Below are 23,741 nucleotides of genomic sequence, written 5' to 3' on the forward strand. Positions count from 1 at the left end.
CTGACAAAGCGCCCGACCCGAGTCACAGCCCGGACACAGCCCCCTGCGCCCGACCCGAGTCACCAGTCCCCGGACGCGAAAGACCCCCCACGCACCCGCCAGAGCCGACCTACCCTTGCTGCCTTCCGGCCCTGGGGGAGTTCAGTCAGATAGCGCCGCGTGAGGGGCTGAGCCCCAGCCTACCCGATCGCCGGGGCCCGAACGAGTTCGCTAGCACTCCCCGGCGTCATGTAATGTTTCCGGCGGAGGATTCGCCTAGAGGCCTAGGGCGCACGCTTGGAAAGCGTGTTGGGGGCAACCCCTCACGAGTTCGAATCTCGTATCCTCCGCACTCGCCCGCCAGGGCATGACGAAGGCCCCGACCGGTTCGCCGGTCGGGGCCTTCGTCGTGTTCCGCGCCAGTCGGGGTCTTCCCCGTCCTTTTGTTCCGCAGGGTGGACGCCGCTGCCCCGCCCGTTCGTCGGGCGGGGCAGCCGGTGGTGGGGAAGGTCAGGGGACCGACTTGTAGGTGTTGCTGGCCCACAGGGCGCCGCCCGTGCCGGGGCCGCCGCCGCTCTTGTAGACGACGAAGTTGCCGTCGCTCTGCATGAGGGCGTAGGCACCGGAGTGGCCGTAGGTGTGGGTGGACCACAGGGCGCCGCCGGTGCTGGGGCCCCCGCTGCTCGTGTAGACGACCAGGTTGCCGTCGCTCTGCATGTACATGTAGGCGCCCGCGTGACCGTAGGTGCCGGTGGACCAGATGGCCTTGCCGTCGCGCGTGCGGTACATCACGACATTGCCGTCCGACTGCACCACCAGGCGGGTGTACCGGGTCTGGGTCCACCAGCCGCCGTTGAGCTTCTGGCCCGACTTGATCGTCGTCGAGCGCAGGTAGGTGCCGTCCGCCCAGAGCGACCCGCCGGTGCCGGGGCCGCCGCCGGCGCCGTACACCACGAGGTTGCCGTCGTCCTGAAGCAGGAGGTAGGCGCCGGAGTGGCCGTAGGTGTGGGTGGACCACAGGGCGCTGCCGCCGGCGGTGTAGACGACCAGGTTGCCGTCGCTCTGCATGTAGGCGTACGCACCCGAGTGGCCCGAGGTGTGGCTGGACCAGATCGCCGGGCCGTTGCCCGCCGCGCCCGTCTTGAGGTAGGCGACCAGGTTGCCGTCGCCACCCATGGACAGCGTCACGTTCGCGCTGCTCAGCCGCTGGCCGGAGGTCAGCTTCTGTCCGGGCTGAAGCGCGTTGACGGAGTTCGGTCCCCCGGCGAAGGCGGCGGTGCCGTTGGGGGTGCCGAGGCCCGTCGGGCCGTCGTAGCCGGATCCCGCGGTGCACAGATAGGTGGGTGAGCAGGTGCCGTTGGACCCCGTGGTGACGTCGTTCAGCGCCGCCGTGTGGCCGTAGAGGTACGAGGAGGGGTAGCTGTTCGCGGTGGGGGTGCCCGCGAGGGCGTAGGTGGCCGCGACGATGGGCGAGGATGCGCTGGTCCCGCCGTAGACGTCCCAGCCGGAGGCCCCGTAGGTGTCGTAGACGGCGACGCCGGTGGCCGGGTCGGCGACCGCCGAGACGTCCGCGATGCTGCGACGGGAGCAGCCGGTGTCCGACTGCCAGGACGGCTTGGGCTCGACCGCGGAGCATCCGGACCCCGTGCCGTCGGTGCTGTCGGTGGACCACACCGACTCGCTCCAGCCCCGGGAGGTGCTCGCCCGGACGAGCGAGGTACCGCCGACCGCCGTGACGTACGGGGAACTGGCCGGGTACTCGGCGCCGTAGCCCTCATCACCGGCGCTGACCGTGATGGCGACGCCGGGGTGGTTGAAGTACTGGACGTCCGCCGTGGTCTGGCTCGGGTCCTCGGTGCCGCCGAAGGAGTTGGAGACGTACTTCGCGCCGAGGGTGACGGCCTCGTTCTCGGCCGTGCCGAGGTCGGAGACGCTGGGGGAGTTCGCCTCGACGAGCAGGATGTGGCACTGCGGGCAGACGGCGCTGACCATGTCGAGGTCGAGGGATATCTCCCCGGCCCATCCGGCGTCCGCACTCGGGTAGGCGGTGCCGCCGGTCTGGTCGACCTTGCGGAAGCAGCCGTTCGCGGTGGTGCAGGGGGGAAGGCCGTACTGGGACCGGTAGGTGGCGAGGTCCGACTCTGCGGTGGGGTCGTCCATGGCGTCGACGATCGCCACGGTCCGGCCCGAACCCGCGGTGGGGGACGGCAGGTTGTAGGCGCTCTGCAGGTCCGAGGGGCCGTAGCCGGACGGTGTGGCGTTCGGGCTGAGCGTCATGTGCTGGACGATGTCGGTCCTTGCCTCGGCGAGGCACGCCATGTGACCCGGCTTGGTGGCGTGGGCGCACAGGTGCTTGACGTGGGCCGCCGCGGTGGCCGAAGCCGCGGACGCGGTCGCCGTGAGCGGTCCGCCGGCCAGGAGCGCGGCGGCGGACAGCACGGCGGCCGCGACGGAGCCCGCCCGGCGTCTGCGTCTGCTGCCCGGCTGCTCCGGTGTCGCGTGTTCGGCGCTTGAGCGCAAGGAAGTGCCCTTCTGTGTCGTGCCGATGAAAGGGACTGGTCTGGGCTGGTCCGACCGTGACCGTCGGACGGGAGAGCTGCGTCGGTACGGCCGTGCTCCGGGGGTTTCTGGGTCTCTGACTGTTCGTCAGCAACACTGCTTCCATGTCCCCGCCCTCGCCGGTTCCCGCACGCTCGCACAGGCGAGTTGACGGACCGGAAACACTCGCGGAAGTCTTCCGGCCTACTGGCCCGCGGTCCGGTGAGTGAGGGAGGCCGCTGGCGGGACGCTATCCGGGCGGTTCGTCCAGAAACAATCAGGCGATGGTAAATCCTTGATCAGAGCCGGATAGTCGCCGTTCATCGGCTTCCCGAAGGCGCGCGGAGTCCGCTCTCAGCCGGAGACGGTCGGAACCTGGCGGTGCGACGAGTGCGGCACCCGCCGGGGGACGCGCCGGATCGCAGGTCGGCCACGGCCGTCGAGGAGGTGCGAGGCGGGCGCGGTTCGTCGGCGTCGCCGGGGTGGTGCGAGGGGGGGGCGACGGCTCGTCGGAGTGGCTGAGTTGGGCGCCCTGAAACGGTCTGATCGGGGTACTCGCGAGCGCACCGGACGGTCGGGGCGCCAGGGCGTCGGCCGATCGCAGGAACCGATACGGATGGGTGGTGATCTCCGTGACGAGCACGCAGCCGCACTACGCCGGACGCGACCACAGCGTGAACCGCTCCGGTCAGGAGCCGGTGAGTGAGCTGGTGCAGCGGGCCTCGCAGCAATTGACGGAGTTGGTGCGCGGCGAACTGAGGCTGGCGCAGGCGGAGATGAAGGAGAAGGGCAAGCGCTACGGCAAGGGCGGCGGCCTGTTCGGCGGCGCCGGAGTCGTCGGCCTGCTCACCCTGCAGGCCCTGGTGGCCACGGTCGTCGCGGCCCTGGCGGTGCCGCTGCCGGTGTGGGCCGCCGCCCTGATCGTCACCGCGGCGCTGGGCGTCGTCGCCGCGGTCCTGGCCGTGACCGGGAAGAAGCAGGTCGGCCGGGCCGCACCGCCCACGCCCGAGCAGACGATCGAGAACGTGAAGGCCGACCTGGCCGAGATCAAGGAGAGTGCGCACCGATGACCAAGCCGACTCACGACGAGCGGACCGCCGAGGGCACGGAGGAACTGCGCGTACAGCTCGAGCACAGCCGGGAGGAGCTGGGGCAGACGGTGGAGGCGCTGGTGGCCAGGACCGACGTCAAGGCCCGCGCCCAGGAGAAGGCGGCCGAGGTGAAGGAGCAGGCCGCGGTCAAGGCGGCCGAGGTGAAGGAGCAGGCCGCGGCGAAGGCGGCCGAGGTGAAGGAGCAGGCCGCGGCGAAGGCCATCGAGCTGAAGGCCAAGGCCGCCGGTGTCGCGCATCAGGTGCAGGACAAGCTGCCCGGCACGGTCAGGGACAACGCCGCCCGTGCTGTCGGCGAGGCCCGCGCGCAGGCGGCACAGGCCGGGCGGGTGTGGGAGGAGAGGGCGCCCGAGCCGTTGCGGCAGAAGGCGGCCCTGGGGGCCCGGGCGGCACGGGACAAGCGCACCGTGCTGCTGGTGGCCGCCGCCGCGCCGTGACGCTGTGGCTGGCCCGGCGCCGCGGAAGCCGTGGCGGGGGCGCCCGCTCGTGATGGTCCGCGGTCGGCCCGCGCAGGAGCCGGGCCGTCCAGGCCCTGTCGTCACCGGTGGGGCGCCGATGCGTAGCGCGCCGTGTGGCGGTCGGGGCCGGGCGGCAGGAACACGACGACCCCGCCCCCGAAGCGGCGCCCGGCTGCGGCTGCCCCCGGCCTCTGCCCTGTCGTCACCGGTGGGGCGCGGATGCGTCGCGCGCCGTGTGGCGGTCGGGGCCGGGCGGCAGGAACACGACCCCGCCCCCCGAAGCGGCACCCGGCGCGGTTCCCGGCTGCGGCTGCCCCCGGCTTCCCCGGCTGTCCAGGTCACCCGCCCAGGGGCAGCATGGAGATACCGGAAGCCTGATTCAGGCGTGGATCGACGGCGGTACAGGGCGCCATGCCGCGCCGGCAGGCGGAGGGAGGTCCCGATGTCAGCCGAGCCCTTCAAGGTGGACGGCGACGAGTCCGGCCCCGGGCACCCCGGGCGGACCGGCCTGCTGGACGTGCTCAGTGTCGCCGCGGTGGTGCTGGACCAGAGCGGGCGCATCGTGTTCTGGAGCCCGCAGGCCCAGGAATTGTTCGGCTACACCCCGCAGGAGGCGCTCGGGCAGTTCGCGGCGCGGCTGCTGGTCGACCCGGAGCACTTCCAGACCGTGCTGAGCCTCTTCAGCGAGGTGATGGAGACCGGCCGGAGCTGGGCCGGTGCCTTCCCCATCCGGCACAAGGACGGCGACACCCGGATGATGGAGTTCCGCAACATGCGGCTGTGGAACGACCGCGGGGAGATCTACGCCTTGGGGATCGCGGCCGACCACACCATCCTCCAGCGTCTGGAGACCGACCTGGCGCTGTGCGAGCGGCTGGTCAACCAGTCCCCGATCGGCCTCGCCCTCATGGACCCCGACCTGTGCTACCTCCTGGTGAACCCCGCCCTGGAGCGCATCGACGGCATTCCCGCCGAGGAGCACATCGGGCGGCATCTGCGGGATACCGCGCCCTTCGCCGACGTCGACACCATCGAGTCCGCCCTGCACCAGGTGCTGGCCACCGGCACCCCGCTCCTGGACCAGTACCACGTGGGCCGTACCCCCGCCGATCCCGACCACGACCATGCCTGGTCCCTCTCCTTCTACCGCCTCGAGGACCCCGGCGGACGCGTGCTCGGCGCCGCCACCTCGGTCGTCGACGTCACCGAGCGGCACCGCGCGGCCACCGAGGCGGACCGGGCCCGGCGGCGCCTCGCCCTCATCGCCGACGCCTCCGCCCGCGTGGGCAACACCCTGGAGGTGGAGCAGACCGCCCGCGAGCTGGCCGAGGTCGCCGCGCCCGAGCTCGCCGACGTGGTCGCCGTGGACGTCCTCGACTCCGCCCTCGCCTTCCGCCGTACCGGCAAACTGGACAGCGGTCCGGAGCTGTTCCGCGCCCTGGCCCTCAAGGCGGCCCATCCCACCGTGGCCCTGCGCGCCGCCGACTCCCCCGGCGACCTCGCCGCCTACGACGGCGACCGGCTGGTCACCCTGTGCGTGCACACCGGCCGGCCGGTCCTGGTGCGCCATGTGGGCGAGCACGATCTACAGCGCATCGCCCGCGACCCCGAGGGCACCACGCTGTTGGCACGCGCCGGGGTCCACTCCTACCTAGCGGTGCCGCTGATCGCGCGCGGCGAGGTGCTCGGCGCCCTCGACCTCAAGCGCACCCGCAACCCGCTGCCGTTCGACGAGGACGACGTCATCCTGGCCACCGAGCTGGCCGGCCGGGCCGCCGTGGCCATGGACAACGCCCGCTGGTACCAAAGCGTCCGCAACACCGCCCTCACCCTGCAGCGCAGCCTGCTGCCCGACCACGCCCCGCACCACACCGGCCTGGACCTCGCCACCCGCTACCAGCCCGCCCAGACCACCAGTGAGGTCGGCGGGGACTGGTACGACGTCATCCCGCTGACCGGCGACAAGACGGCACTGGTCGTCGGCGACGTCATGGGCAACGGCATCGACGCCGCCGCCACCATGGGCCGGCTGCGCACGGCGACCTGCGCCTACGCCGACCTCGACCTCGCCCCGGAGGTGGTGCTCCAGCACCTCGACAAGATCACCTGCGATCTGGAGCACTACATCGTCACCTGTCTGTACGCGGTGTACGACCCCCACCGGAAGCTGTGCCGTATCGCCAACGCGGGACACCTGCCGCCCGCGCTGGCCCGCGTCGGCCGTGCCCCGGCGCTGCTGGACCTGCCCAGTGGGGCCCCGCTCGGCGTCGGCGGCATCCCCTTCGAGACCGCCACCACCGATCTGGACCCCGGTGACCTGCTGGTCCTGTACACGGACGGCCTGGTGGAGACCCGCCATCACTCCATCGACGACCGTCTGAACATGCTGCTCGCCCTCCTCGACCAGCCCCAGCGGCCCCTGGAGGAGACCTGCGACCTCCTGCTGCACGGCCTGCGCCATCCCGACGACCACGACGACGTCGCGCTCCTCGTCGCCCGCGCCCAGTAGGGGCACGCGCATCGCCGAACGGTCGGCCGAACAGTCGAGGGGGGCCGCGCAACCCGGAGGAGACAAGGAAGGGGCCCCGGCCGAGGTCAGGTCGGCCGGGGCCCCTCTTACGGTCGCGTCACGCCCTCCGGGGCTCCCGCACGACCGCCACCTCGCCCGGTTCCACGGTCACCGAGCCGGGCGCCGGCTTGCCCGTCAGCAGCTCCACGGCGTCCTCGGCGACGGTCACCCGTGCGCCGCGGCCCGTGTGGTCGATGACGAACAGGTAGTCCGCGGACGGACCCCGCCGCCGGACGACCTCCACGCCCTCCGGGGCGGTCCGCACCGGCTCCACGCCCGCCTCGGTGCGGATGCGGGTCAGCAGGGAGTCGAGGGTGTCCGGGTCGGGCCGGGTCGCCACGTACCAGGCGGTGCCCTCGCCGTGCGCGTGGCGCGTCACCGCGGGCACGCCCTTCAGGGGGCCCTCCTCGTACGACGACACGGCCTCGGCGCCCTCCAGGCGCAGCCGCTCCGACCACAGGGTCGCCGTCCCGCCGCCGCTCAGCGGCACCGACTCGTCCGGCAGCAGCGGGAACAGCTCGTCCGACCTGACGCCCAGCGCCTCACGGAAGGCTCCGGGGTAACCGCCCAGCCGGACGTGGCAGTTCTCGTCCACCGCCCCGCTGTGGAAGCCCACCGCGAGGGTTCCGCCGCGCTCCGCGAACCCGGTGAGGTTCGCCGCGCCCGCGTCGTCGACCAGGTAGAGGCTGGGCGCCAGGACCAGGCGGTACGGCGACAGGTCCGCGTCGGGGCGGACGAAGTCGACGGCGACGCCCGCGCGCCACAGCGGCTCGTACCAGGCGCGGACCAGCTCCGCGAAGCGGACTTCGGCGCTGGGCTGGGAGGGGAGTTCCAGGGCCCAGCGGGCGTTGTAGTCCCAGACGATCGCGACGTCGGCGGTGCCGGTGCTGCCGCGCACCTCCGCGAGCGCCTTCAGGTCGGCTCCGAGGCGGACCACGTCCCGCCAGATCTGGCTGTCCGTCCCGGCGTGCGGCAGCATCGCCGAGTGCCACTGCTCGGCACCCGCCTTGGAGGCCCGCCACTGGAAGTAGGCGATGCCGTCCGCGCCGTGCGCCACGTGCGCGAGGGCGTTGCGGCGCAGCTCGCCCGGGCCCTTGGCGCGGTTGACGGGCTGCCAGTTCACGGCTCCCGTGGAGTGCTCCATCAGGAACCACGGCCCGCGCGCCATCGAGCGCATCAGGTCACCGCTCAGCGCGATGTCGATGTGCGACCGGGGGTCCGTCGAGCGGAGGTAGTGGTCGTTCGAGACGACGTCCAGCTCCGGGGCCCAGCGCCAGTAGTCCAGCGCCTCGAAGCTGAAGTTCACCATGAAGTTGGTGGTGGCCGGGATCGAGGGGGCCGCCGCGCTGAGCACGTCCCGCTCGGCCGTGTACAGCGCCAGCAGCTCGTCGGAGCAGAAGCGGCGCCAGTCCAGCTGGTGGGCCGGGTTGGGCACGGCGCCCGTCGCGCGCGGGGGCAGGATCTCGTCCCAGTCGTAGTACCACTGGCTCCAGAAGGCGGTGCCCCAGGCGTGGTTGAGCGCCGCCAGGTCGTCGCCGTACTTGGCGCGCAGCCAGCCCCGGAAGGACGCCGCGCTCGTGTCGCAGTAGCACTCGGCGTTGTGGCAGCCGTACTCGTTGTGGACGTGCCACATCGCGACGGCCGGGTGGTCGGCGTACCGCTCGGCCAGCTTGCCCGCGATGCGCAGGGCCGCCGCCCGGTAGGCCGGGCTGGACGGGCAGAAGGTCTGCCGGCTGCCGTAGGACAGGGTGCGGCCGTCGCGGTCGACGGGCAGCGCCTCGGGGTGGGCCCGGAAGAACCAGGCCGGCGGGGCCGCGGTGGGCGTGGCGAGGTCGGCGGCGATGCCGTTCTCGTGCAGCAGGTCGAGGATCCGGTCCATGCGCGAGAAGTCGTACACGCCCTCGACGGGCTCCAGCAGAGCCCAGGAGAAGATGCCGACGCTGACCATCGTGACCCCGGCCTCGCGCATCAGGCGCATGTCCTCGGCCCAGACCTCCTCGGGCCACTGCTCGGGGTTGTAGTCGCCGCCGTAGGCGATGCCGGGTAGGGACAAGCTGCGCTTCATCGGGCGCCTCTCGTGAGGAGACGGCGGGTCGTGGCCACGCCCCACGCGTCCAGGGACAGCAGACGGTCGCTGGAGGCCATCAGGCCTCCGGTGGCCTCGACATGGGCGGCCCAGCGTTCGCGGGTCTCCACGGCCGGGCGAGCCATCAGGCAGTCGGGGTCGTTGATCCAGAGGCGGCCGTGCTGCCACTGGCGTGCGCGGCCGGTGAACTCGGCGGAGTCCTGCCCGGGCTGGCTGAAGTCGTCCGCCTCCGGGCGGCGGTGCGGGGCCGTGTCGGGGCTGACCCGCATCGCGTCGAACAGGCCGATGGACGGCAGGATCGGCGCGCCGCAGCCCAGCAGGTAGGCGTCCGGGCCGATGGCGTCACGGATCAGGGTGATGCCCGCCCGGTACGCCGTCAGCGGGTCGGCACCGGAGTGCCGTACGCCGTCCAGGGCGCCCGCGTAGAGGAAGTCGACCTTGAAGTAGTCGTAGCCCTCGCTGCGCAGGGTGGCGAAGACGTGCGTCAGGTACGCCGCCGCATCCGGGTGGGTGGTGTCCAGGGCGTACAGCTCGTGGCCCCAGTTGTGGCCCGCGTGCACGGGCGCACCCTCGGTGTCCCGGACCAGCCAGTCGGGGTGGGCCGTGGCGAGCTCGCTGTCCGGGGCGACCAGGAACGGCGCCGTCCAGATGCCGGCCCTGCGGCCGCGCGCCCGGATCGTGTCGGCGATGCCGGCACGGGAGCGGAAGCGGCCGGAGAGGGTGAGCCAGTCGCCGAGGGCGCTCTGGTAGCCGTCGTCGATCTGGACCACGTCGACGGGCAGGTCCAGGGTGTCCATCGCCCGCAGGTTCTCGTGGATGTCGTCCTCGGTGACCTCGGTGAAGTACTCGTACCAGGAGCACCACACGGTCGGCGCGGGGCGCGGCGGAGCCACGCCGAGGCCGTCGGCCCACTCGGCGAGGACGGACTGGACGTCCGGGCCGGTCAGCTCCTGGACCGGCCCGTCCGCGCTCACCTCGGCCCGGTCGCCGTGCACCTCCAGCCGGATGGAGGGCACGGCGCGGTACAGGTCGGTCGCCGCCCACAGCCTGACCGGCGTGCCGTCGCCCGGGTCGAGCGCCAGCAGCCCCTCACCCTGGAAGACGCCTGGGGGGACGGTGCGGCCGGGGCGGTAGCAGACGGTCGCCCAGTTGTCGTTCGCCGGGCGGTGCGGCTTCTCACCGAGGGCGTAGGCGCCGCTCGGGCTCCAGGACTGCCAGCCCTCCTCGTGGACCCGCGCACGGGCGACGTCCACGGGCACGGAGGCGAGCGGCGTGAAGGGGTGGTGCACAGTTTCTCTTCTCGGAAAAAAGGGGTCGGTCAGCCCTTGTTGGCGCCCAGGGTCAGGCCGCTGACGAACTGGCGCTGGAGCACGAAGTACACGATCAGCGTGGGGATCGCGGTGAGCAGCGCGCCGGCGGCGACCAGGTTGGGGTCGGTGAAGTACTGCCCGGACAGGTTGTTCAGCGCCGAGGTGATCGGCATGTTGTCGCCCGTGGAGATCAGCACGATGGCCCAGAAGAAGTCGTTGTAGATCCAGATGGACAGCAACGTCGCCAGGGCCGCCATCGCGGGCTTGCACAGCGGCAGCACGATCTGCCAGTACATCCGCCACACCGACGCGCCGTCGACCAGCGCGGCCTCGGTCAGCTCGTGCGGCAGCATCCGCATGTAGTTGCTCAGCACGAAGGCGCAGAAGCCGGACTGGAACGCCACGTGGATGAGGACCAGGCCCAGCGCGGAGTCGTACAGCTTGCCGCTGACCGTGATGCCCGGCAGGTCGATCAGCAGGTACATGCGGTACAGCGGGGTGATGATGACCTGCTGCGGCAGCAGGTTGCCCGCCGTGAAGACCAGCAGCAGAGCGATGTTGAACCGGAAGTCGAAGCGGCTGACGTAGAACGCGACCATCGACGACAGCAGCAGCGTCAGCAGCACGGCCGGGACCGCGATGATCAGCGTGTTGCCGAAGTAGTGCATCATGTCGGACTGCTCGAACGCGTTCGTGAAGTTGTCGAAGCTCAGCTTGTCCGGCCAGGAGACGTAGCCCTTGGCGCTGGTCTCCGAGTACGGCCGCAGGGCCGCGAACATCGCCCACAAGAGCGGGGCGAGCCAGGCCAGCGCGGTGACGACGAGGAACACGTGCAGCAGGACCCTCGCCGGGCGGACGGGGGTGCGCTGCTTGGCAGCGAGCGCGACGGTGGGGGTGCTCATGCGCGCCGCTCCTTCCGGAAGGTCGCGATCAGGTACGGGATGATGACCGCGAGCGAGATGACCAGCAGGACGACGGCGATCGCGGAGCCGTATCCGATCCGGCTGGACTCGCCGATGATGTTGTTGGTGATCAGGATCGACAGCAGCTCGGTGCCCTGGGCGCCCTTGTTGAAGACGAACACCAGGTCGAAGGCGCGCAGGGCCTCGATGATGGTGACGACCAGGACGACGGTGTTGGTGGGCCGCAGGGTGGGGAAGATGACGTTCTTGAACGTCTGCCACTCGTTCGCGCCGTCGAGCGCGGAGGCCTCCCGCAGGGACGGGTCGACGCCCTTCAGACCGGCCAGGTAGAGGATCATCATGTAGCCGGTGTGCCGCCAGGACGCGGCGACCAGCACGGCCCACAGGTTCAGGTGCGGGTTGCCGATCCAGTCGATGTAGTGGCCGGGCTTGTTGGCCCCGATGAGGCTGTTGATCAGGCCGGTGTCGGGGTTGTAGACGAGCTGCCAGACGAACCCGGTGACCGCCAGCGACACCACGACCGGCAGGAAGAACGCGGTCTGGTAGATGCGGGTGAAGCGGATCTTCTTGTCCAGCTGCACGGCCAGGAAGAGCCCGAACGGGGTCGGGATCAGGATGAGCACGACGAACCAGACGATGTTGTGCTCGACGGCCGGCCAGAACTGCGGGTTGTCGGTGAACAGCTGCTTGAAGTTCTGCAGCCCGACCCACTTGATCGAGTCGAACCCGATGCCGTCCCAGGTCGTGAAGGCCAGTGCGACCGACGCGAGGGCCGTGACCCACACCAGCGCGACGTGCAGGATCGTGGGAACGCCCGCCATCAGACCCAGGGTGACGCGGTCGCGGCGGGTGAGCAGGCGGTTGTGCCCCTGCGGGGCGCGCTTCTTCTTCTGGGCGGGCGCGCCGCCCGGAGGCGGCACGGCGGCCGCCTCCGGGTTCTGGATACCGGTTTCGATGCTCATGAGGACGCGAAGATCGTCTTCTTCTGGCGCTCGATGGACGACAGGATGCTGTCCACGCCCTTGGGGTTACGGACGAAGTTCTGCAGCGCGGGCTGCATCACGGTGGAGGTGAAGTCCGGGCGGCTGTCGCGGTCCATGAACTGCGTCAGGTTCTTGGCGCCCGAGATCATCGTGTACGCCTTCTTCTGCAGCGCCGTGTACGTGGAGGTGTCGGCCTTGCTGGAGGCGGCCACCACGCTCGGGTCGGACTTGAGGTAGATCGCCTCGGCGTCCGGGGTGCCCAGGTACTCGAGCAGCTTCACGGCACCCGCGTGGTTCTTCGGGCTCTTGCTGAGCATGAACCCGTCGGTCGGCGCCTCGACGGTGTCCTGGCCGAACGCGGAGTTGATCTCCGGGAAGGCGAAGAAGTCGAGGTCCTCCACGTCGGCCTGGTTGGTGAACTGCTGGGCCACGAAGGAGCCCAGCAGGTACATGCCCGCCTTCTTGGACACCAGCGTCTGCGCGGCGTCCTGCCAGGTGCGGCCCACGGCGCCGTCCTGGTGGTAGGGCAGCAGCTCGGCCCAGTGGTCGAAGACGGCCTTCACCTTCGCGTCGGTCCACGACTCCTTGCCCGCCATCAGGGACTTGTGGAAGTCGTAGCCGTTGAGACGGAAGTTGATCTGGTCGAAGGTGCCCATCGCCGGCCAGGCGTCCTTGTCACCGAACGCGATCGGGACCAGGCCGTCCTTCTTCATCTGCTTGCACAGCGCCACGAGCTCGTCCCACGTGGTGGGGACCTTGTAGCCGTGCTGGGCGAAGACGCTCTTGCGGTAGAAGATCGCCCACGGGTACGTGTACAGCGGCACGAAGTAGTACTTGCCGTCCTCACCCTTGCTGAGCTGCTTCATCGCGTCGGGGAAGTTCCCGCCGATGGTCTGCCACACGTCGTCGATCGGGGAGGCGAGACCCTTGGCCGCGAAGAACTGCATGCGGTAGCCGGCGAACCAGGTGAACACGTCGTCCGGCGTGCCCTGCAGATAGGAGTTGATCTGCTCCTGGAACGTGTTGTGGTCCTTGGTGTTCACCGCGACCTTGATGCCGTCCTTCTTCTGGAAGGCAGCGTAGATGTCGGCGAACGCCTTCTTCGGCACCGCGTCCGAGGCGTTGGAGCCCAGGCTGACGGTCTTCGAGTCACCACCCGAGCCACTGCTGCCGGCGCAGGCGCTCAGCAGGGGAACGGCCGCGCTCAGCGCTGCGGCGCCGCCTATCCCGCGCAGCAGGGTGCGGCGGCTCGGGCCGGGAAGGGACAGACCGGAGGGTGAGTGATGCATTGACGGCTCCTGGGGGCAGTGGGTCCCGGCTGGCTCCGATCGAGGGGTCAGAAACGATCAGAATCCAACTTGACCAAACATCGTGGGCGTCATAAGACGCGAATGTCCGCTCATACGTCAAGAGCCACCGGGGGCCGTTTTTGAAACGTGACCGACATGTCCTTGATCGGTAGCGCTTACACCGGGCCGACTCAAGGACAGTTTCCGGCAAAGAAAGTAAACAGGTTCAGACAGCACCTATCGGCGGGCCGCGGTGGAGCCGGTGGTTCCGCTAGCCGATCCGCACCGTCTTCGAGACCGTGACCTGGTCGATGTCGCTCGTGCGGACCGTCGCCCTCATCGTCCACCGGCCCGGCAGCGGGAGATCGAGGGTGTCGGTGGCCCAGTAGCCGCCCCGGTCGGTGAGCCTGGCGTCGAGCGGGCCGACGTCGCGGCCCTCGAGCGTGAAGGTGAGCCGTAGCTCGGGGACCGTCGCGATGCCGCCGTCGGGCCCGAAGATCAGCGCCTGGACACCGTTCTCGCCCACCCGGCCGGGCGTCAGTTCGATCTGCACCTTGCCGTGCCCGCCGGGGGTGCCCACGTCGAAGGGGATCACCGTGGCGGAGCCGAGGGGCGGTTCGGCGGCCGTCGACGCCGCCGCCTCCTCCGCCGCCCGGCCCGGCTGGGTGCCGGTGAGCAGGGTGGTGACCGCGAGGACGACCAGCCCCAGGGAGATCTCGGCGAGCACGGAGCGGCGCAGGGCCTGGAGGTGGGGCGCGCGGGCGCCGTCTCCCGGCGCGGGACCCGTCGGTGCGTCCTGAGGGTCTGTGTCCGTGTCCGTCCGCACGTCCACGGCGTCCCGTACGCCCTCTGCGCCCCGTGCGTGCGATGCGTCCCGCACGCGCGCGGCCTTCCCTACGTGGGCGGCGTCGGCGTCCCCCGAGGCGGCGCCCACCGTCTCCCGCACCCGCTCCGGCGGCGCCGCCGGAACCTTTGCCGCCGGAACGGCGAGCCGTGCCGTGAAGCGACGGGAGCAGCCCGCCGCCGCGAGCAGCAGGGCGACCCCGGCCAGCTTGGCGACGAGCAGCCTGCCGTACGGCGTCGAGGTGAGCGCGTCGAGGGAGCCGAGGCCCCGCCAGGACTGGTAGGCGCCGGTGGCGGCCAGGACGGCGACCGCGGCGAACGCCAGCCGCGAGAAGCGGGCGACCGCGGGGGCGGGCAGATCCCCGGGCGTCCGTTGCACCACCGTCACCAGGGCCGTGAGCCCGCCCAGCCACACCGCCATCGCCAGCAGGTGCAGCACGGCCGAGGTCATCGCGAGCGGCACCTGGATCCCGGCGGACGCGTGCTCCGCCACCGCCCAGGTCAGGGCCAGCGCGAGCGACAGAAGGCTCACGATCGCGAACCGGAGCCGGCCGGAACCCACCGGGCCACGCCCGTCGGCCGGTGCGCGCAGCACCCCGGCCCGCGCCGCGACCGGTGCCGCCACCGCCAGCAGCGCCACCCGCACGAGCAGCGCGAGACCCGGGCGGCTCGTCGCCGTCTCCCGCAGCACCGTGAGGTCGAAGGCCGCCGCCGGGCCGCTGCCACGCTCGTACGGACCCCGGAGCAGCAGCAGGGCGAGCGTGGCCGCGAGCAGCGTCCACCAGCCGCCCACGAGCAGTCCGCGCGGCGCCGCCACGCCGGTGACCATGGCGAACGCGGTGGCGCCGAGCAGCAGTGCGAGGCCGCCGTAGGCGATGTAGCGGGCCGTGTTGTACAGCGCCGTGGAGGCGGCGTCCTGGACCTCGTCGTCCGGCAGGGCGGCCCTGGTCGCCGAGCGCTTGCCGACGGAGAAGGTGAGCGCGCCGGAGACCGGGTGGCTGTCGGCCGACACCACCCGCCAGGCCACGATGTATGTGCCCTGCTTCAGGTCCGGCAGCGTGACCCGCGCCGTGTGCGAGTGGCCGTCCGCATGTTCCTGTTTGCCCGTGTGAACCCGACGGTTCTCCGGATCGAACACCCGGATGGAGTTGTCCAGCAGACCGACGGCCTCGGTGAAGGTGAGGGTGACGGCCTTCGGCGCCGTCTTCAGCACACTGCCGTCCGCCGGGTCGGTGCCCCTCAGCGCGGCGTGCGCGGAGGCCGAACCGGCACCCGCGAGGAGCAGCAGGGGGGCGACGAGCAGGACGAGGGCGAGGTGCCGCAGCCGCCTCCCGTGCCGGTCCGCGCCCCGACTCCCCCCGTCCACACGTCCTCCGTCCACGTCACGTCTCCCGTATCGCCGGTTCCGGGTCTCGGTTACGTACGGACGCGGCGCGCCCTGTTCTCATCGGCGGGCGGCGTGATCCCGGCCGCCGAAGGCCGAGTCGCCCATCGTCTCCGGGAGCCGCGTCACCAGGTGGGCCGGGCCGACACCCCGCCGTCCACCACCAGGTCGTGGCCCGTGATCCAGGAGGCGAGGGGCGAGGCCAGGAACACGCAGGCGTCGCCGATGTCCTCAGGGCGCCCCAACCGGCCGGACGGCGCCGCCTGTTGCCAGCGGCGCACGCCTTCCGGCCAGTCCTCCGCCAGGCCCGGCCGGTCGACGAGGCCGGGGGAGACGGTGTTGACGCGGATGCCGTACGGCCCGTACTCGAGAGCCGCCGAGCGCGCGTGCATCACGACGGCCGCCTTGGAGGCGCAGTAGTGGGCGTGCAGCGGGGCCGGATGCGTGGCCTCGACGGAGGCGATGTGGGTGACGGTGCCGCCGCCCGCGCCCCGCATCACCTCCACGGCCGCCTGCGTGCACGCGAACACGCCCGTGAGGTTGGCGTCGACCACGGCCCGCCACTCGGCGGCCGTCATCCCGGCCAGCTCCTGCACCGGCTGCACCCCCGCGTTGTTGACCAGCGCCGTCAGCCGCCCGCCGCCCCACTCGGCGGCCTCGGCCACCAGACGCCGGCATTCCTCCTCCACGGTCAGGTCCGCCCGGAGCACGACCGCCCGGCCCCCCGTGTCCCGGATGCGGGCGGCCACCTCGTCCGCCGCCCCGAGCGACGTACGGCAGTGGACGGCGACCGCGGCGCCCTCCTCGGCGAACCGCAGCGCGATCCCGCGCCCGATGCCGCCGCCCGCCCCCGTCACCAGGGCCGCCTGCCCTTCCAGCAGTCCGCTCACGGCCGGCACAGCTCCGCGATCCGGGCCGCCTCGGCCGGGTAGCGCGCGGTGAGTTCGGCCGCGTCGCCGTGCTCGTACGCCTCGTCGGTGAAACCCGGCGCCATGGTGCACCCGAAGAGCGTCCACGAGCCGCCCGCGGCGACCCGGCCGCCCATCCAGGTGCCCGCCTCCACGGTGAACTGCACGTACTGGCCGCCGAGGACGTCCGGGCCGAGTACGGCCGTGCGGGCGCCGCCGTCCGGGGCGAGGAGCAGCAGCTCCAGCGGGTCGCCGAGGTAGTGGTGCCAGACCTCGTCGGCCGGGAGGCGGTGCAGGGCCGAGTAGCCGTCGGGGGCGGCGGTCAGCAGGGCCACGATGGCGGTGCCCTCCGGCCGCCCGTCCGCCCGGGCCGGTCCCGTCCAGGTCCTGCGGAACAGCCCGCCCTCACGTGGGATGGGTTCCAGTCCGTAGTGGGCGATGAGATCGTCAGGCGTCACGGCAGCAGGCTAGGGCCTCATCGTTTGGATCATGCCGGGCTCGCGCCCCGGCTGCGGTCCGCGCGCCGCCGGGCGACCATCGGGTCATGGACGTCACCCTTCACCTCGCCCAGGATCCCGAGGCCGACGCGCTCCTCGGGCGCAGTCCGCTCGCCGCGCTGATCGGGATGCTGCTGGACCAGCAGGTCCCGATGGAGTGGGCCTTCAAGGGACCGTGGACGATCGCGCGACGACTGGGCACCGACGACCTCGACGCGCACGACATCGCGGCCCAGGACCCGGAGGCCTTCGCGGAACTGCTGTCGCGCAAGCCCGCGGTGCACCGTTACCCGGGGTCGATGGCGCGGCGTATCCAGCAACTGTGCCAGTACCTGGTCGAGCACTGCGACGGGGACCCCGAGGCCCTGTGGGCCGACGCCGGCAGCGGGCGGGAGCTGCTCGGGCGGCTCCAGGACCTGCCCGGCTTCGGCAAGCAGAAGGCGCAGATCTTCCTCGCGCTGCTCGGCAAGCAACTCGGCGTACGGCCCGAGGGGTGGCGGGAGGCCGCGGGTCCCTACGGAGAGGCCACGTCGTTCCGGTCCGTGGCCGACATCACCGGGCCCGAGTCCCTGGCGAAGGTCCGGGCGCACAAGCAGGAGATGAAGGCGGCGGCGAAGGCCGCGAAGGGCGATCGGTAGCAGCCGGCAGGCGTCAGTCGGTCGGACCGTCCGGGGTGGCGGGGCGCCCGCACCCGTTCCCAGCATGGATCATGACCGACGCACCGACCGGGCCCCCTGGCGGACCGGAATACGACGACCGTCATGTCCACGCCGCACGCGGCACGCACGCGATGAGACCGGCGTGGGACCTTCAGGAGCCGCCCTTCGAGGGGCCGTTGCACGTCCTGGCCCGCACCGCCTGGCAGGTCGTGCTGATCACCGGTGTCGCGTCGCTGATCCTCGGCGTCCTGGTCCTCGTCTGGCCGGACCCGTCCCTGCTCGCTGCCGGCGTGCTCTTCGGCGTGTACCTGCTCGCCAGCGGTGTGTTCCAACTGGCCGCCGCCTTCGGCACGCACAAGACCACCTCGCTGCGCGTCCTGGCCTTCATCAGCGGCGCCCTGTCGATCCTGCTGGGCCTGTTCTGCTTCCGCAGCCGCCTGGAGTCGGTCCTGCTGCTCGCACTGTGGATCGGGATCGGCTGGCTGATCCGCGGAATCACCCAGGCCATGGCCGCCGCCCACGATCCGGCGGTGCCCGCACGCGGCTGGCAGATCCTCCTCGGCGTCGTGACCTTCATCGCCGGGATCGTGCTGATCGTCTCGCCGTTCCGGACGATCGCCGTGCTGACCCTGGTCGCCGGGTGGTGGCTGGTGGTGGTCGGCATCCTCGAGATCGTCACGGCGGTTCGGATCCGGGGCGGTGCGCGGCGGATCCCGCGCACTCTGTGAAGATCACATGGCGATCCAGTGGTGATCACGCGGAGAACGTCAACCACTCGCCCGGCCGGTACACCGTGCGAGCGGTTCTCGGGGCCGACACGATGAAGGACGCGCGTCCGACGGGGAGATGACCCCATGTGAGCCACGCACCGCACCCCCCACGCACCGCTCGGCGGTATGCCTGGCTCAGGGTGCTCGTGGTGCTCGTCAGCCTCCTCGTGGCCGGCGCGTACACCGAGGCGGTGGAGGCGGACGCCGCCCCCACGTCCGCGGTCCAGGCGTGCGACGCGGACTACGACGTCCTCGCGCCCGCGCCGCGGACCGCGACCCTCCAGGGGCCCCGCACCGTCACGCCGCTGCGACCGGGACCGCAGGCCGCCCCCGCGCCGTCCGGCCCGGACGACCTGCCTCCCGCCCCCGCCCGGACGTCGCGCTCGGCCGCACTGCACGCCCTGCGCACCGTGGTCCTGCGCTGCTGACAGGTCCGGCCCGCCCGGAACCGTCACACCACCAGCAACGCGAGGAACCCTTACATGCTCATCGACCCCTACGCGGTCCTGCACGCCCTGGTGCGCGCCGAGGCCCTGCGCAGCACGAAACCGAAACCGGAACCCGAGCCGGAGCCCGACGCGGTGGACCCGTCCGCCCCGGCGATCCCGCCGGAGCGGGACCGCGAGCGGCGGCCGTGGACCCGTCCGCATCCGTGACCCATGACAGCGGCCGCCCCCGGCGGGGCGGCCGCGCCACTTCCCGCACACATGCCGAACCCTCTCCCTTTTTGCCCCGTTTACCGCATCTTTTCCGAGGGCGCACTCCGTCGCCATGGCTGCGCCCGGAACGTGTCGACCGGTAGGCTTTCCGTGTGATCTTCAAGCGCATCGGAAACGGCCGGCCGTACCCCGACCACGGCCGGGAGAGCACCCGGCAGTGGGCGGACGTCGCGCCGCGCCCGGTCCGCCTCGATCAGCTGGTGACGACCAAGCAGCAGCTCGACCTGGAGACCCTGCTCGCCGAGGACTCGACGTTCTACGGCGACCTCTTCGCGCACGTCGTGAAGTGGCAGGGCGACCTGTACCTGGAGGACGGCCTGCACCGCGCGGTCCGCGCGGCGCTGCAGCAGCGCCAGGTACTGCACGCACGGGTGCTCGAACTCGACTGACCCCTGCGCGAGACGGCCCCTGGGCGCCGCGGTCCGCTTCCGCCGTCCGCGGGCCGTACGGACGCCTGTTGACCCTTTCGGGTTGGACTCCGGGCGTCTGATGATCATCTAGTAGGCATTGCTGCCCGGGCGCACTACGCTGCGCCCATGAGCATGCTGACTCCCCCTGGCATGGGTGGCCAGTACCGGATCACGGGGGACAAGTACCCGCGGATGCGCCCGCCCCGGCGCCGCGGCAGGCTCGTGGTCGCCATCGTCGCCTCCGTGGCCGCCATCGGGCTGATCGGGTGGGGAACCGTGCAGCTCATCGACGTCTTCACCGGAGGCAGTGGCAGAACGTCGGCGTCCGGCCCCAAGGCGGACTGCGCCGGCAAGGTGAGCGCCTCGCCCGCCGCCGCCAAGGCCCTGCCCGAGCCGGGGCGGATCACGGTCAACGTCCTCAACGCCACGGAACGCAGCGGCCTCGCCAAGGAGACCGCGGACGAGCTGAAGAAGCGCGGCTTCCACATCGGCACCGTGGGCAACGCGACGCAGCAGTACGACAAGAAGGTCAAGGGCGTCGGGATACTGCTCGGCCCGAAGGCCTCCCTGCACAGCGCGCTGCCGGTTCTCGCCACCCAGCTCGCGGGCGCCGACCAGCGCACGGACGCCCGCACGGACGCGTCCCTCGACCTGATCCTCGGCGACGGCTTCAAGTCCCTGACGGCCAAGCCGGACGCGGACAAGGCCCTGGCGGCCCTGTCGAACCCGACACCGACGGCGTCGCCGGGCAGCACCGGCAAGAAGAGCTGCTGAGCTTCCTCCGGGCCCGGCACCCACACCGGCCGCCGTCCCCGGTCCCCGGACCCGTGCGGTGCGGCCGTGCGGTCTCGTGCGGAGACCGCACGGCCGGTCCGGAGCCGTTCCGGGGCCGTGCCGCCCTTACGTCCCCTACTCAGCCGCCCCGTACAGCCGGTCCCCGGCGTCCCCGAGGCCCGGAACGATGTAGCCGTGCTCGTTCAGGCGCTCGTCGACCGCGGCCGTCACCACCGTGACCGGCGTGCCCGCCAGTTCGCGTTCCATGACCTCGACGCCCTCCGGAGCGGCCAGCAGCACCACGGCCGTCACATCGTCCGCACCGCGCTTGATCAGCTCCTGGATCGCCGCGACGAGCGTGCCGCCCGTCGCGAGCATCGGGTCCAGGACGTACACCTGCCGCCCCGAGAGGTCCTCCGGCATGCGTGTCGCGTACGTGGAGGCCTGAAGGGTCTCCTCGTTGCGGATCATGCCCAGGAAGCCCACCTCGGCGGTCGGCAGCAGCCGCACCATGCCGTCCAGCATGCCGAGGCCGGCGCGCAGGATCGGCACCACCAGCGGGCGCGGACGCGACAGCTTGACGCCGGTGGTCGTGGCGACCGGCGTCTCGATCTCGATCGCCTCGGTGCGCACGTCCCGCGTCGCCTCGTAGGCGAGCAGGGTGACGAGTTCGTCGGCCAGGCGACGGAAGGTCGCGGAGTCGGTGCGCCGGTCGCGCAACGTGGTGAGCTTGTGGGCGACCAGGGGGTGGTCGACGACATGGAGACGCATGCCCCCACAGTAACCGGGCCACCGCGTCCGTCCGGACCTGGCATCGAACCCCCCATCAGAGGGAAAGTGGGAGGAACGGAACAGGGGTGGTGTGACGATGCCGGACCAGGAGTCCCCCGACGAGCCGGAGGCACAGGAGTCGGACGCCGAGCGCAGGCGGCGCCGCGCCAGGTTCCTGCGTGAACTGGCGGAGGCACGGGAGCTGCGCGCCCGCGTCCAGCCCCGCCGCGCCAAGGCCGCAAGGCTGCGTCATGCCATGCGTATGCGCACCTTCCGCTGGTAGCGACGCGGCCGCCGCGGGGGTGGCCGTGCGGCCACACCGGCAAAGGCCGCGTACGATCCGCAGGTGGCGGCAACGAGTGCGCTGGTGAGTGGACCGCTCTGCTCGAGTGCTCGCGATCAAAACAGCCAGACACAGGGAGCCGAAGACGTCCCCTGAACGCCTTGTTTCTGCCACGATTCCGAGTGGGTGGGGCTCGGAGCCCAGCTCTCTCCGCCCAGAACCTCCGCCGGGGGGACCCCCAACCGGCACGCCTATGACCAGTGGGAGAGTCACGGTGTACTTCGCCGCACTGCTCGCGCGCACCGAAGACGGGTGGGAAGCGAGCGACACAGAGCTCGACGATGTGGAGACGCTGTCCGACCTGGCCGACCTGGCCCGGGAAGCCTCGGCCGACGACGACACGGTGCTCGTCCTGATCGAGCAGGAGGACGCGTGGTTCGGCGTCGTCCGCGTGGACGGCGAGGACGACCCTCGTATCTACGTCTCGGACGCCGCTGCCGCAGCCCGCAGTTCGTACGGCGAGATCCTGCTCACCGACGAACTGCTCGGAAGGGAGCCCGGCGACGACGGTCCGGACCTGGACTCCCTCGACCTCGACGGCACGGAGGACGGTGAGCCCGAGGACGCCGACGACGAGGACGCGCCCGGTACGGACGCCGCCGTGCCGCACGGCCCCGTGGGAGACAGCGAGATCCTCGACGACCTCGGTGTCTCCGAGAAGGAGCTGCGCGCGCTGGACGCCGACGACGCGCTCAGCGCGATCGCCGAGGCCCTGGGTGCCTCGGAGGTCCTGGAGACCGTCCGCTAGGTGTGCGGGTGACCGAGGACCGGGCGCCGGCCCCCGACCCGGTGCGCGACCGGTGGCGGGACGCCATGCGTCTTGCCCTGGACGAGGCGGCGCGGGCCGTCGAAGGCGGTGACGTGCCCGTCGGTGCCGTCGTGCTGTCCCCGGACGGCTCGGTGCTGGCCACCGGTCACAACGAGCGCGAGGCGACGGGCGATCCGTCGGCCCACGCGGAGATCGTCGCGCTCCGCCGGGCCGCTGCTGCGCTCGGCGAGTGGCGGCTGCCCGGCTGCACGCTCGTCGTGACCCTGGAGCCCTGCACCATGTGTGCCGGTGCGGTGCAGCAGTCCCGGGTGGAGCGGCTCGTCTACGGTGCGCGCGACGAGAAGGCGGGCGCGGTCGGGTCGCTGTGGGACCTGGTGCGCGACCGGCGCCTGAACCACCGCCCGGAGGTGATCGCCGGTGTGCTCGCGGACGACTGCGCACGGCTGCTGACGGACTTCTTCCGGATCCGCTGAGTTCCCGCCCCGGTGATCCCCGGAAACGGATTTCAGACCACGGCCCACCTTGGGGTAGGGTCTCCCTCGGTAGCGTGTCCGAGCGGCCGAAGGAGCTCGCCTCGAAAGCGAGTGTGGCGCAAGTCACCGAGGGTTCAAATCCCTCCGCTACCGCAGGTAGACGAAGGGTCCGGCTCACCACGCCGGACCCTTCGCGTATGTCCGTCTCAGTTTCCGTCTCAGTTGCCCATTCCTGTGGACACGGCCGCAGCTCGTTCAGCATGCTCATCAACTATGTCGAGGAGTCAGCCGCAACCTCAGCCTCAGTGGACCCGATGGGTGATCATTGCCGCACTGATTGCGGGATGGATCGTAGTTCTGAGCGGGGCCATGGCGAAGCCCGGCGGGCTGGGCGTCGTCGACTGGGGTTTCGGTGGTGTGATAGCGGTCGGCCTCTTCCTCATGATCTGGCTGACAATTCGCGCGCGGGACACAACCCAAGCTGAGAGTCGCGCGCGGGTCCGGGAAGCCGAAGAAGGCTTGGAAGCGGCCCTGCGCGGTTCAGCTTCCACCGGCGTCGTTGCCCTTGGCGACAGAGCCATCAGCGTAAGCGGCAATCATCATGGGCCTGTCGTGGTTACAGACAGTTCGTCGTCGCCTAGCGCGAACGGAGAACAGGACGTCAGACAGACCCGTCTCACTCTCTCGGAGCTGTGGACAGTAACGCACCGTCGACTTGATCATTACCATGGCATCGCCCTTGGCCAGGCAAAACAGTCTTTCCTCAATGCACAGATCGCAATGGGCTTGGGATTTGCTCTGCTCATCGGCTTCGTGATCGTCGCGTTGAACGCCAGCACAGTGGCGGGAAGTATCGTCGCTGGCGGACTGGGGGCTGTCTCGGCTGCACTCGCTGGGTACGTAAGCCGGACGTTCATCAGGTCCCAGGAGGCGGCGGCCGGCCACCTTCGCGCGTACTTCGATCAGCCCCTGGAATTCTCTCGTTACCTCGCGGCTGAGCGACTGATGGCGGATGCCGGGCTGAGCGAAGAGCACAGGGCGGAGGTCTTGAGCCTTCTCGTTCAGACGATGATCACCGGACCGGTTGATCCCTCGCCTGCCAGCACCACCGAGGAACAACCAGGCAGGACCTCTTGACCCTGCGCGGCATCGCCAATGAAAGGGGCGGCCCGTGGCG

At 71.3% G+C, this 23,741-nt stretch carries 23 protein-coding genes, 2 tRNA genes and 1 other RNA gene; 15 read left to right on the top strand and 11 right to left on the bottom strand.

Annotated elements, in window-relative coordinates:
- Window positions 1–75 precede the first annotated feature (75 nt).
- Window positions 76–172, bottom strand: an RNA gene (ffs, locus tag N8I84_RS19980) — signal recognition particle sRNA small type.
- Window positions 173–244: 72 nt separating this feature from the next.
- Between ffs and N8I84_RS19985 the strand changes: the two genes are divergently transcribed.
- Window positions 245–329, top strand: a tRNA-Ser gene (locus N8I84_RS19985).
- A gap of 160 nt (window positions 330–489) precedes the next feature.
- On the opposite strand, the gene N8I84_RS19990 is transcribed toward N8I84_RS19985, so the two are convergent.
- Window positions 490–2,499, bottom strand: a complete 2,010-nt coding sequence (locus N8I84_RS19990; RefSeq protein ID WP_390898926.1) for a hypothetical protein — start codon at window positions 2,497–2,499, stop codon at window positions 490–492.
- Between the two features lie 716 nt (window positions 2,500–3,215).
- Between N8I84_RS19990 and N8I84_RS19995 the strand changes: the two genes are divergently transcribed.
- From N8I84_RS19995 to N8I84_RS20005, 3 genes are all read left to right on the top strand, one after another.
- Window positions 3,216–3,587 (top strand): phage holin family protein, encoded by a 372-nt coding sequence (locus N8I84_RS19995; RefSeq protein ID WP_263234826.1) that lies wholly within the window; start codon window positions 3,216–3,218, stop codon window positions 3,585–3,587.
- A complete protein-coding gene (locus tag N8I84_RS20000) occupies window positions 3,584–4,063 on the top strand; it encodes a DUF3618 domain-containing protein (RefSeq protein ID WP_263230789.1) in 480 nt (159 codons plus the stop codon). Before N8I84_RS19995 ends, N8I84_RS20000 begins: the two co-directional genes overlap by 4 nt.
- 463 nt (window positions 4,064–4,526) lie before the next feature.
- Window positions 4,527–6,593, top strand: coding sequence for a SpoIIE family protein phosphatase (locus N8I84_RS20005; protein WP_263230790.1), 2,067 nt, complete (start codon window positions 4,527–4,529; stop codon window positions 6,591–6,593).
- A 118-nt stretch (window positions 6,594–6,711) separates the two neighbouring features.
- On the opposite strand, the gene N8I84_RS20010 is transcribed toward N8I84_RS20005, so the two are convergent.
- The 8 genes from N8I84_RS20010 to N8I84_RS20045 all read right to left on the bottom strand — a co-directional run bounded on the left by N8I84_RS20010 (window position 6,712) and on the right by N8I84_RS20045 (window position 16,837).
- Entirely contained in the window at window positions 6,712–8,718 is a 2,007-nt protein-coding gene (locus tag N8I84_RS20010; protein WP_263230791.1) for a beta-galactosidase, read from the bottom strand.
- The gene (locus N8I84_RS20015; protein WP_263230792.1) at window positions 8,715–10,028 is read right to left on the bottom strand and encodes a glycoside hydrolase family 36 protein; all 1,314 of its coding nucleotides are present in this window, start codon (window positions 10,026–10,028) and stop codon (window positions 8,715–8,717) included. Before N8I84_RS20015 ends, N8I84_RS20010 begins: the two co-directional genes overlap by 4 nt.
- A 29-nt stretch (window positions 10,029–10,057) precedes the next feature.
- The gene (locus N8I84_RS20020) at window positions 10,058–10,951 is read right to left on the bottom strand and encodes a carbohydrate ABC transporter permease (protein ID WP_263230793.1); all 894 of its coding nucleotides are present in this window, start codon (window positions 10,949–10,951) and stop codon (window positions 10,058–10,060) included.
- The gene (locus tag N8I84_RS20025; RefSeq protein WP_263230794.1) at window positions 10,948–11,934 is read right to left on the bottom strand and encodes a carbohydrate ABC transporter permease; all 987 of its coding nucleotides are present in this window, start codon (window positions 11,932–11,934) and stop codon (window positions 10,948–10,950) included. The genes N8I84_RS20020 and N8I84_RS20025 overlap by 4 nt, the downstream gene beginning before the upstream one ends.
- A complete protein-coding gene (locus N8I84_RS20030; protein ID WP_263230795.1) occupies window positions 11,931–13,244 on the bottom strand; it encodes an ABC transporter substrate-binding protein in 1,314 nt (437 codons plus the stop codon). The genes N8I84_RS20025 and N8I84_RS20030 overlap by 4 nt, the downstream gene beginning before the upstream one ends.
- 271 nt (window positions 13,245–13,515) lie before the next feature.
- Window positions 13,516–15,453 carry a copper resistance CopC/CopD family protein gene (locus tag N8I84_RS20035; RefSeq protein WP_390898927.1) on the bottom strand — a complete coding sequence of 646 codons (1,938 nt, stop codon included), beginning with the start codon at window positions 15,451–15,453 and terminating at the stop codon, window positions 13,516–13,518.
- Window positions 15,454–15,596: 143 nt separating this feature from the next.
- On the bottom strand, window positions 15,597–16,370 hold the full coding sequence (locus N8I84_RS20040) for an SDR family NAD(P)-dependent oxidoreductase (protein WP_263230796.1): 774 nt from the start codon (window positions 16,368–16,370) through the stop codon (window positions 15,597–15,599).
- Window positions 16,358–16,837, bottom strand: coding sequence for a cupin domain-containing protein (locus N8I84_RS20045; RefSeq protein ID WP_263230797.1), 480 nt, complete (start codon window positions 16,835–16,837; stop codon window positions 16,358–16,360). The genes N8I84_RS20040 and N8I84_RS20045 overlap by 13 nt, the downstream gene beginning before the upstream one ends.
- 86 nt (window positions 16,838–16,923) lie before the next feature.
- Here N8I84_RS20045 and N8I84_RS20050 point away from each other — a divergent pair, with 86 nt between their 5' ends.
- From N8I84_RS20050 to N8I84_RS20075, 6 genes are all read left to right on the top strand, one after another.
- The gene (locus tag N8I84_RS20050; RefSeq protein WP_263230798.1) at window positions 16,924–17,514 is read left to right on the top strand and encodes an HhH-GPD-type base excision DNA repair protein; all 591 of its coding nucleotides are present in this window, start codon (window positions 16,924–16,926) and stop codon (window positions 17,512–17,514) included.
- 71 nt (window positions 17,515–17,585) lie between these two features.
- Window positions 17,586–18,263 carry an HdeD family acid-resistance protein gene (locus N8I84_RS20055; RefSeq protein WP_263230799.1) on the top strand — a complete coding sequence of 226 codons (678 nt, stop codon included), beginning with the start codon at window positions 17,586–17,588 and terminating at the stop codon, window positions 18,261–18,263.
- A gap of 128 nt (window positions 18,264–18,391) precedes the next feature.
- Entirely contained in the window at window positions 18,392–18,733 is a 342-nt protein-coding gene (locus N8I84_RS20060) for a hypothetical protein (RefSeq protein ID WP_263230800.1), read from the top strand.
- 54 nt (window positions 18,734–18,787) lie between these two features.
- Window positions 18,788–18,961, top strand: a complete 174-nt coding sequence (locus tag N8I84_RS20065; protein WP_263230801.1) for a hypothetical protein — start codon at window positions 18,788–18,790, stop codon at window positions 18,959–18,961.
- Window positions 18,962–19,116: 155 nt separating this feature from the next.
- Window positions 19,117–19,413, top strand: a complete 297-nt coding sequence (locus N8I84_RS20070; protein WP_004943146.1) for a type II toxin-antitoxin system VapB family antitoxin — start codon at window positions 19,117–19,119, stop codon at window positions 19,411–19,413.
- Window positions 19,414–19,560: 147 nt separating this feature from the next.
- Complete coding sequence (locus tag N8I84_RS20075; RefSeq protein ID WP_263230802.1) at window positions 19,561–20,208, top strand: LytR C-terminal domain-containing protein; 648 nt, start codon at window positions 19,561–19,563, stop codon at window positions 20,206–20,208.
- Window positions 20,209–20,343: 135 nt separating this feature from the next.
- On the opposite strand, the gene upp is transcribed toward N8I84_RS20075, so the two are convergent.
- Window positions 20,344–20,979, bottom strand: a complete 636-nt coding sequence (gene upp / locus N8I84_RS20080; RefSeq protein ID WP_200421760.1) for a uracil phosphoribosyltransferase — start codon at window positions 20,977–20,979, stop codon at window positions 20,344–20,346.
- A gap of 97 nt (window positions 20,980–21,076) precedes the next feature.
- Here upp and N8I84_RS20085 point away from each other — a divergent pair, with 97 nt between their 5' ends.
- The 5 genes from N8I84_RS20085 (at window position 21,077) to N8I84_RS20105 (ending at window position 23,701) form a co-directional block, all read left to right on the top strand.
- Window positions 21,077–21,262, top strand: coding sequence for a hypothetical protein (locus N8I84_RS20085; protein WP_200421759.1), 186 nt, complete (start codon window positions 21,077–21,079; stop codon window positions 21,260–21,262).
- Window positions 21,263–21,536: 274 nt separating this feature from the next.
- Window positions 21,537–22,070, top strand: a complete 534-nt coding sequence (locus tag N8I84_RS20090) for a tRNA adenosine deaminase-associated protein (protein ID WP_263234828.1) — start codon at window positions 21,537–21,539, stop codon at window positions 22,068–22,070.
- A gap of 65 nt (window positions 22,071–22,135) precedes the next feature.
- Window positions 22,136–22,564, top strand: coding sequence for a tRNA adenosine(34) deaminase TadA (gene tadA, locus N8I84_RS20095; RefSeq protein ID WP_263234829.1), 429 nt, complete (start codon window positions 22,136–22,138; stop codon window positions 22,562–22,564).
- A 68-nt stretch (window positions 22,565–22,632) separates the two neighbouring features.
- Window positions 22,633–22,717, top strand: a tRNA-Ser gene (locus tag N8I84_RS20100).
- A gap of 165 nt (window positions 22,718–22,882) precedes the next feature.
- On the top strand, window positions 22,883–23,701 hold the full coding sequence (locus tag N8I84_RS20105) for a hypothetical protein (protein ID WP_263230803.1): 819 nt from the start codon (window positions 22,883–22,885) through the stop codon (window positions 23,699–23,701).
- The last annotated feature ends 40 nt before the right edge of the window (window positions 23,702–23,741 follow it).

This window comes from Streptomyces cynarae (assembly GCF_025642135.1).
In the GTDB taxonomy this organism is placed as follows: domain Bacteria; phylum Actinomycetota; class Actinomycetes; order Streptomycetales; family Streptomycetaceae; genus Streptomyces; species Streptomyces cynarae.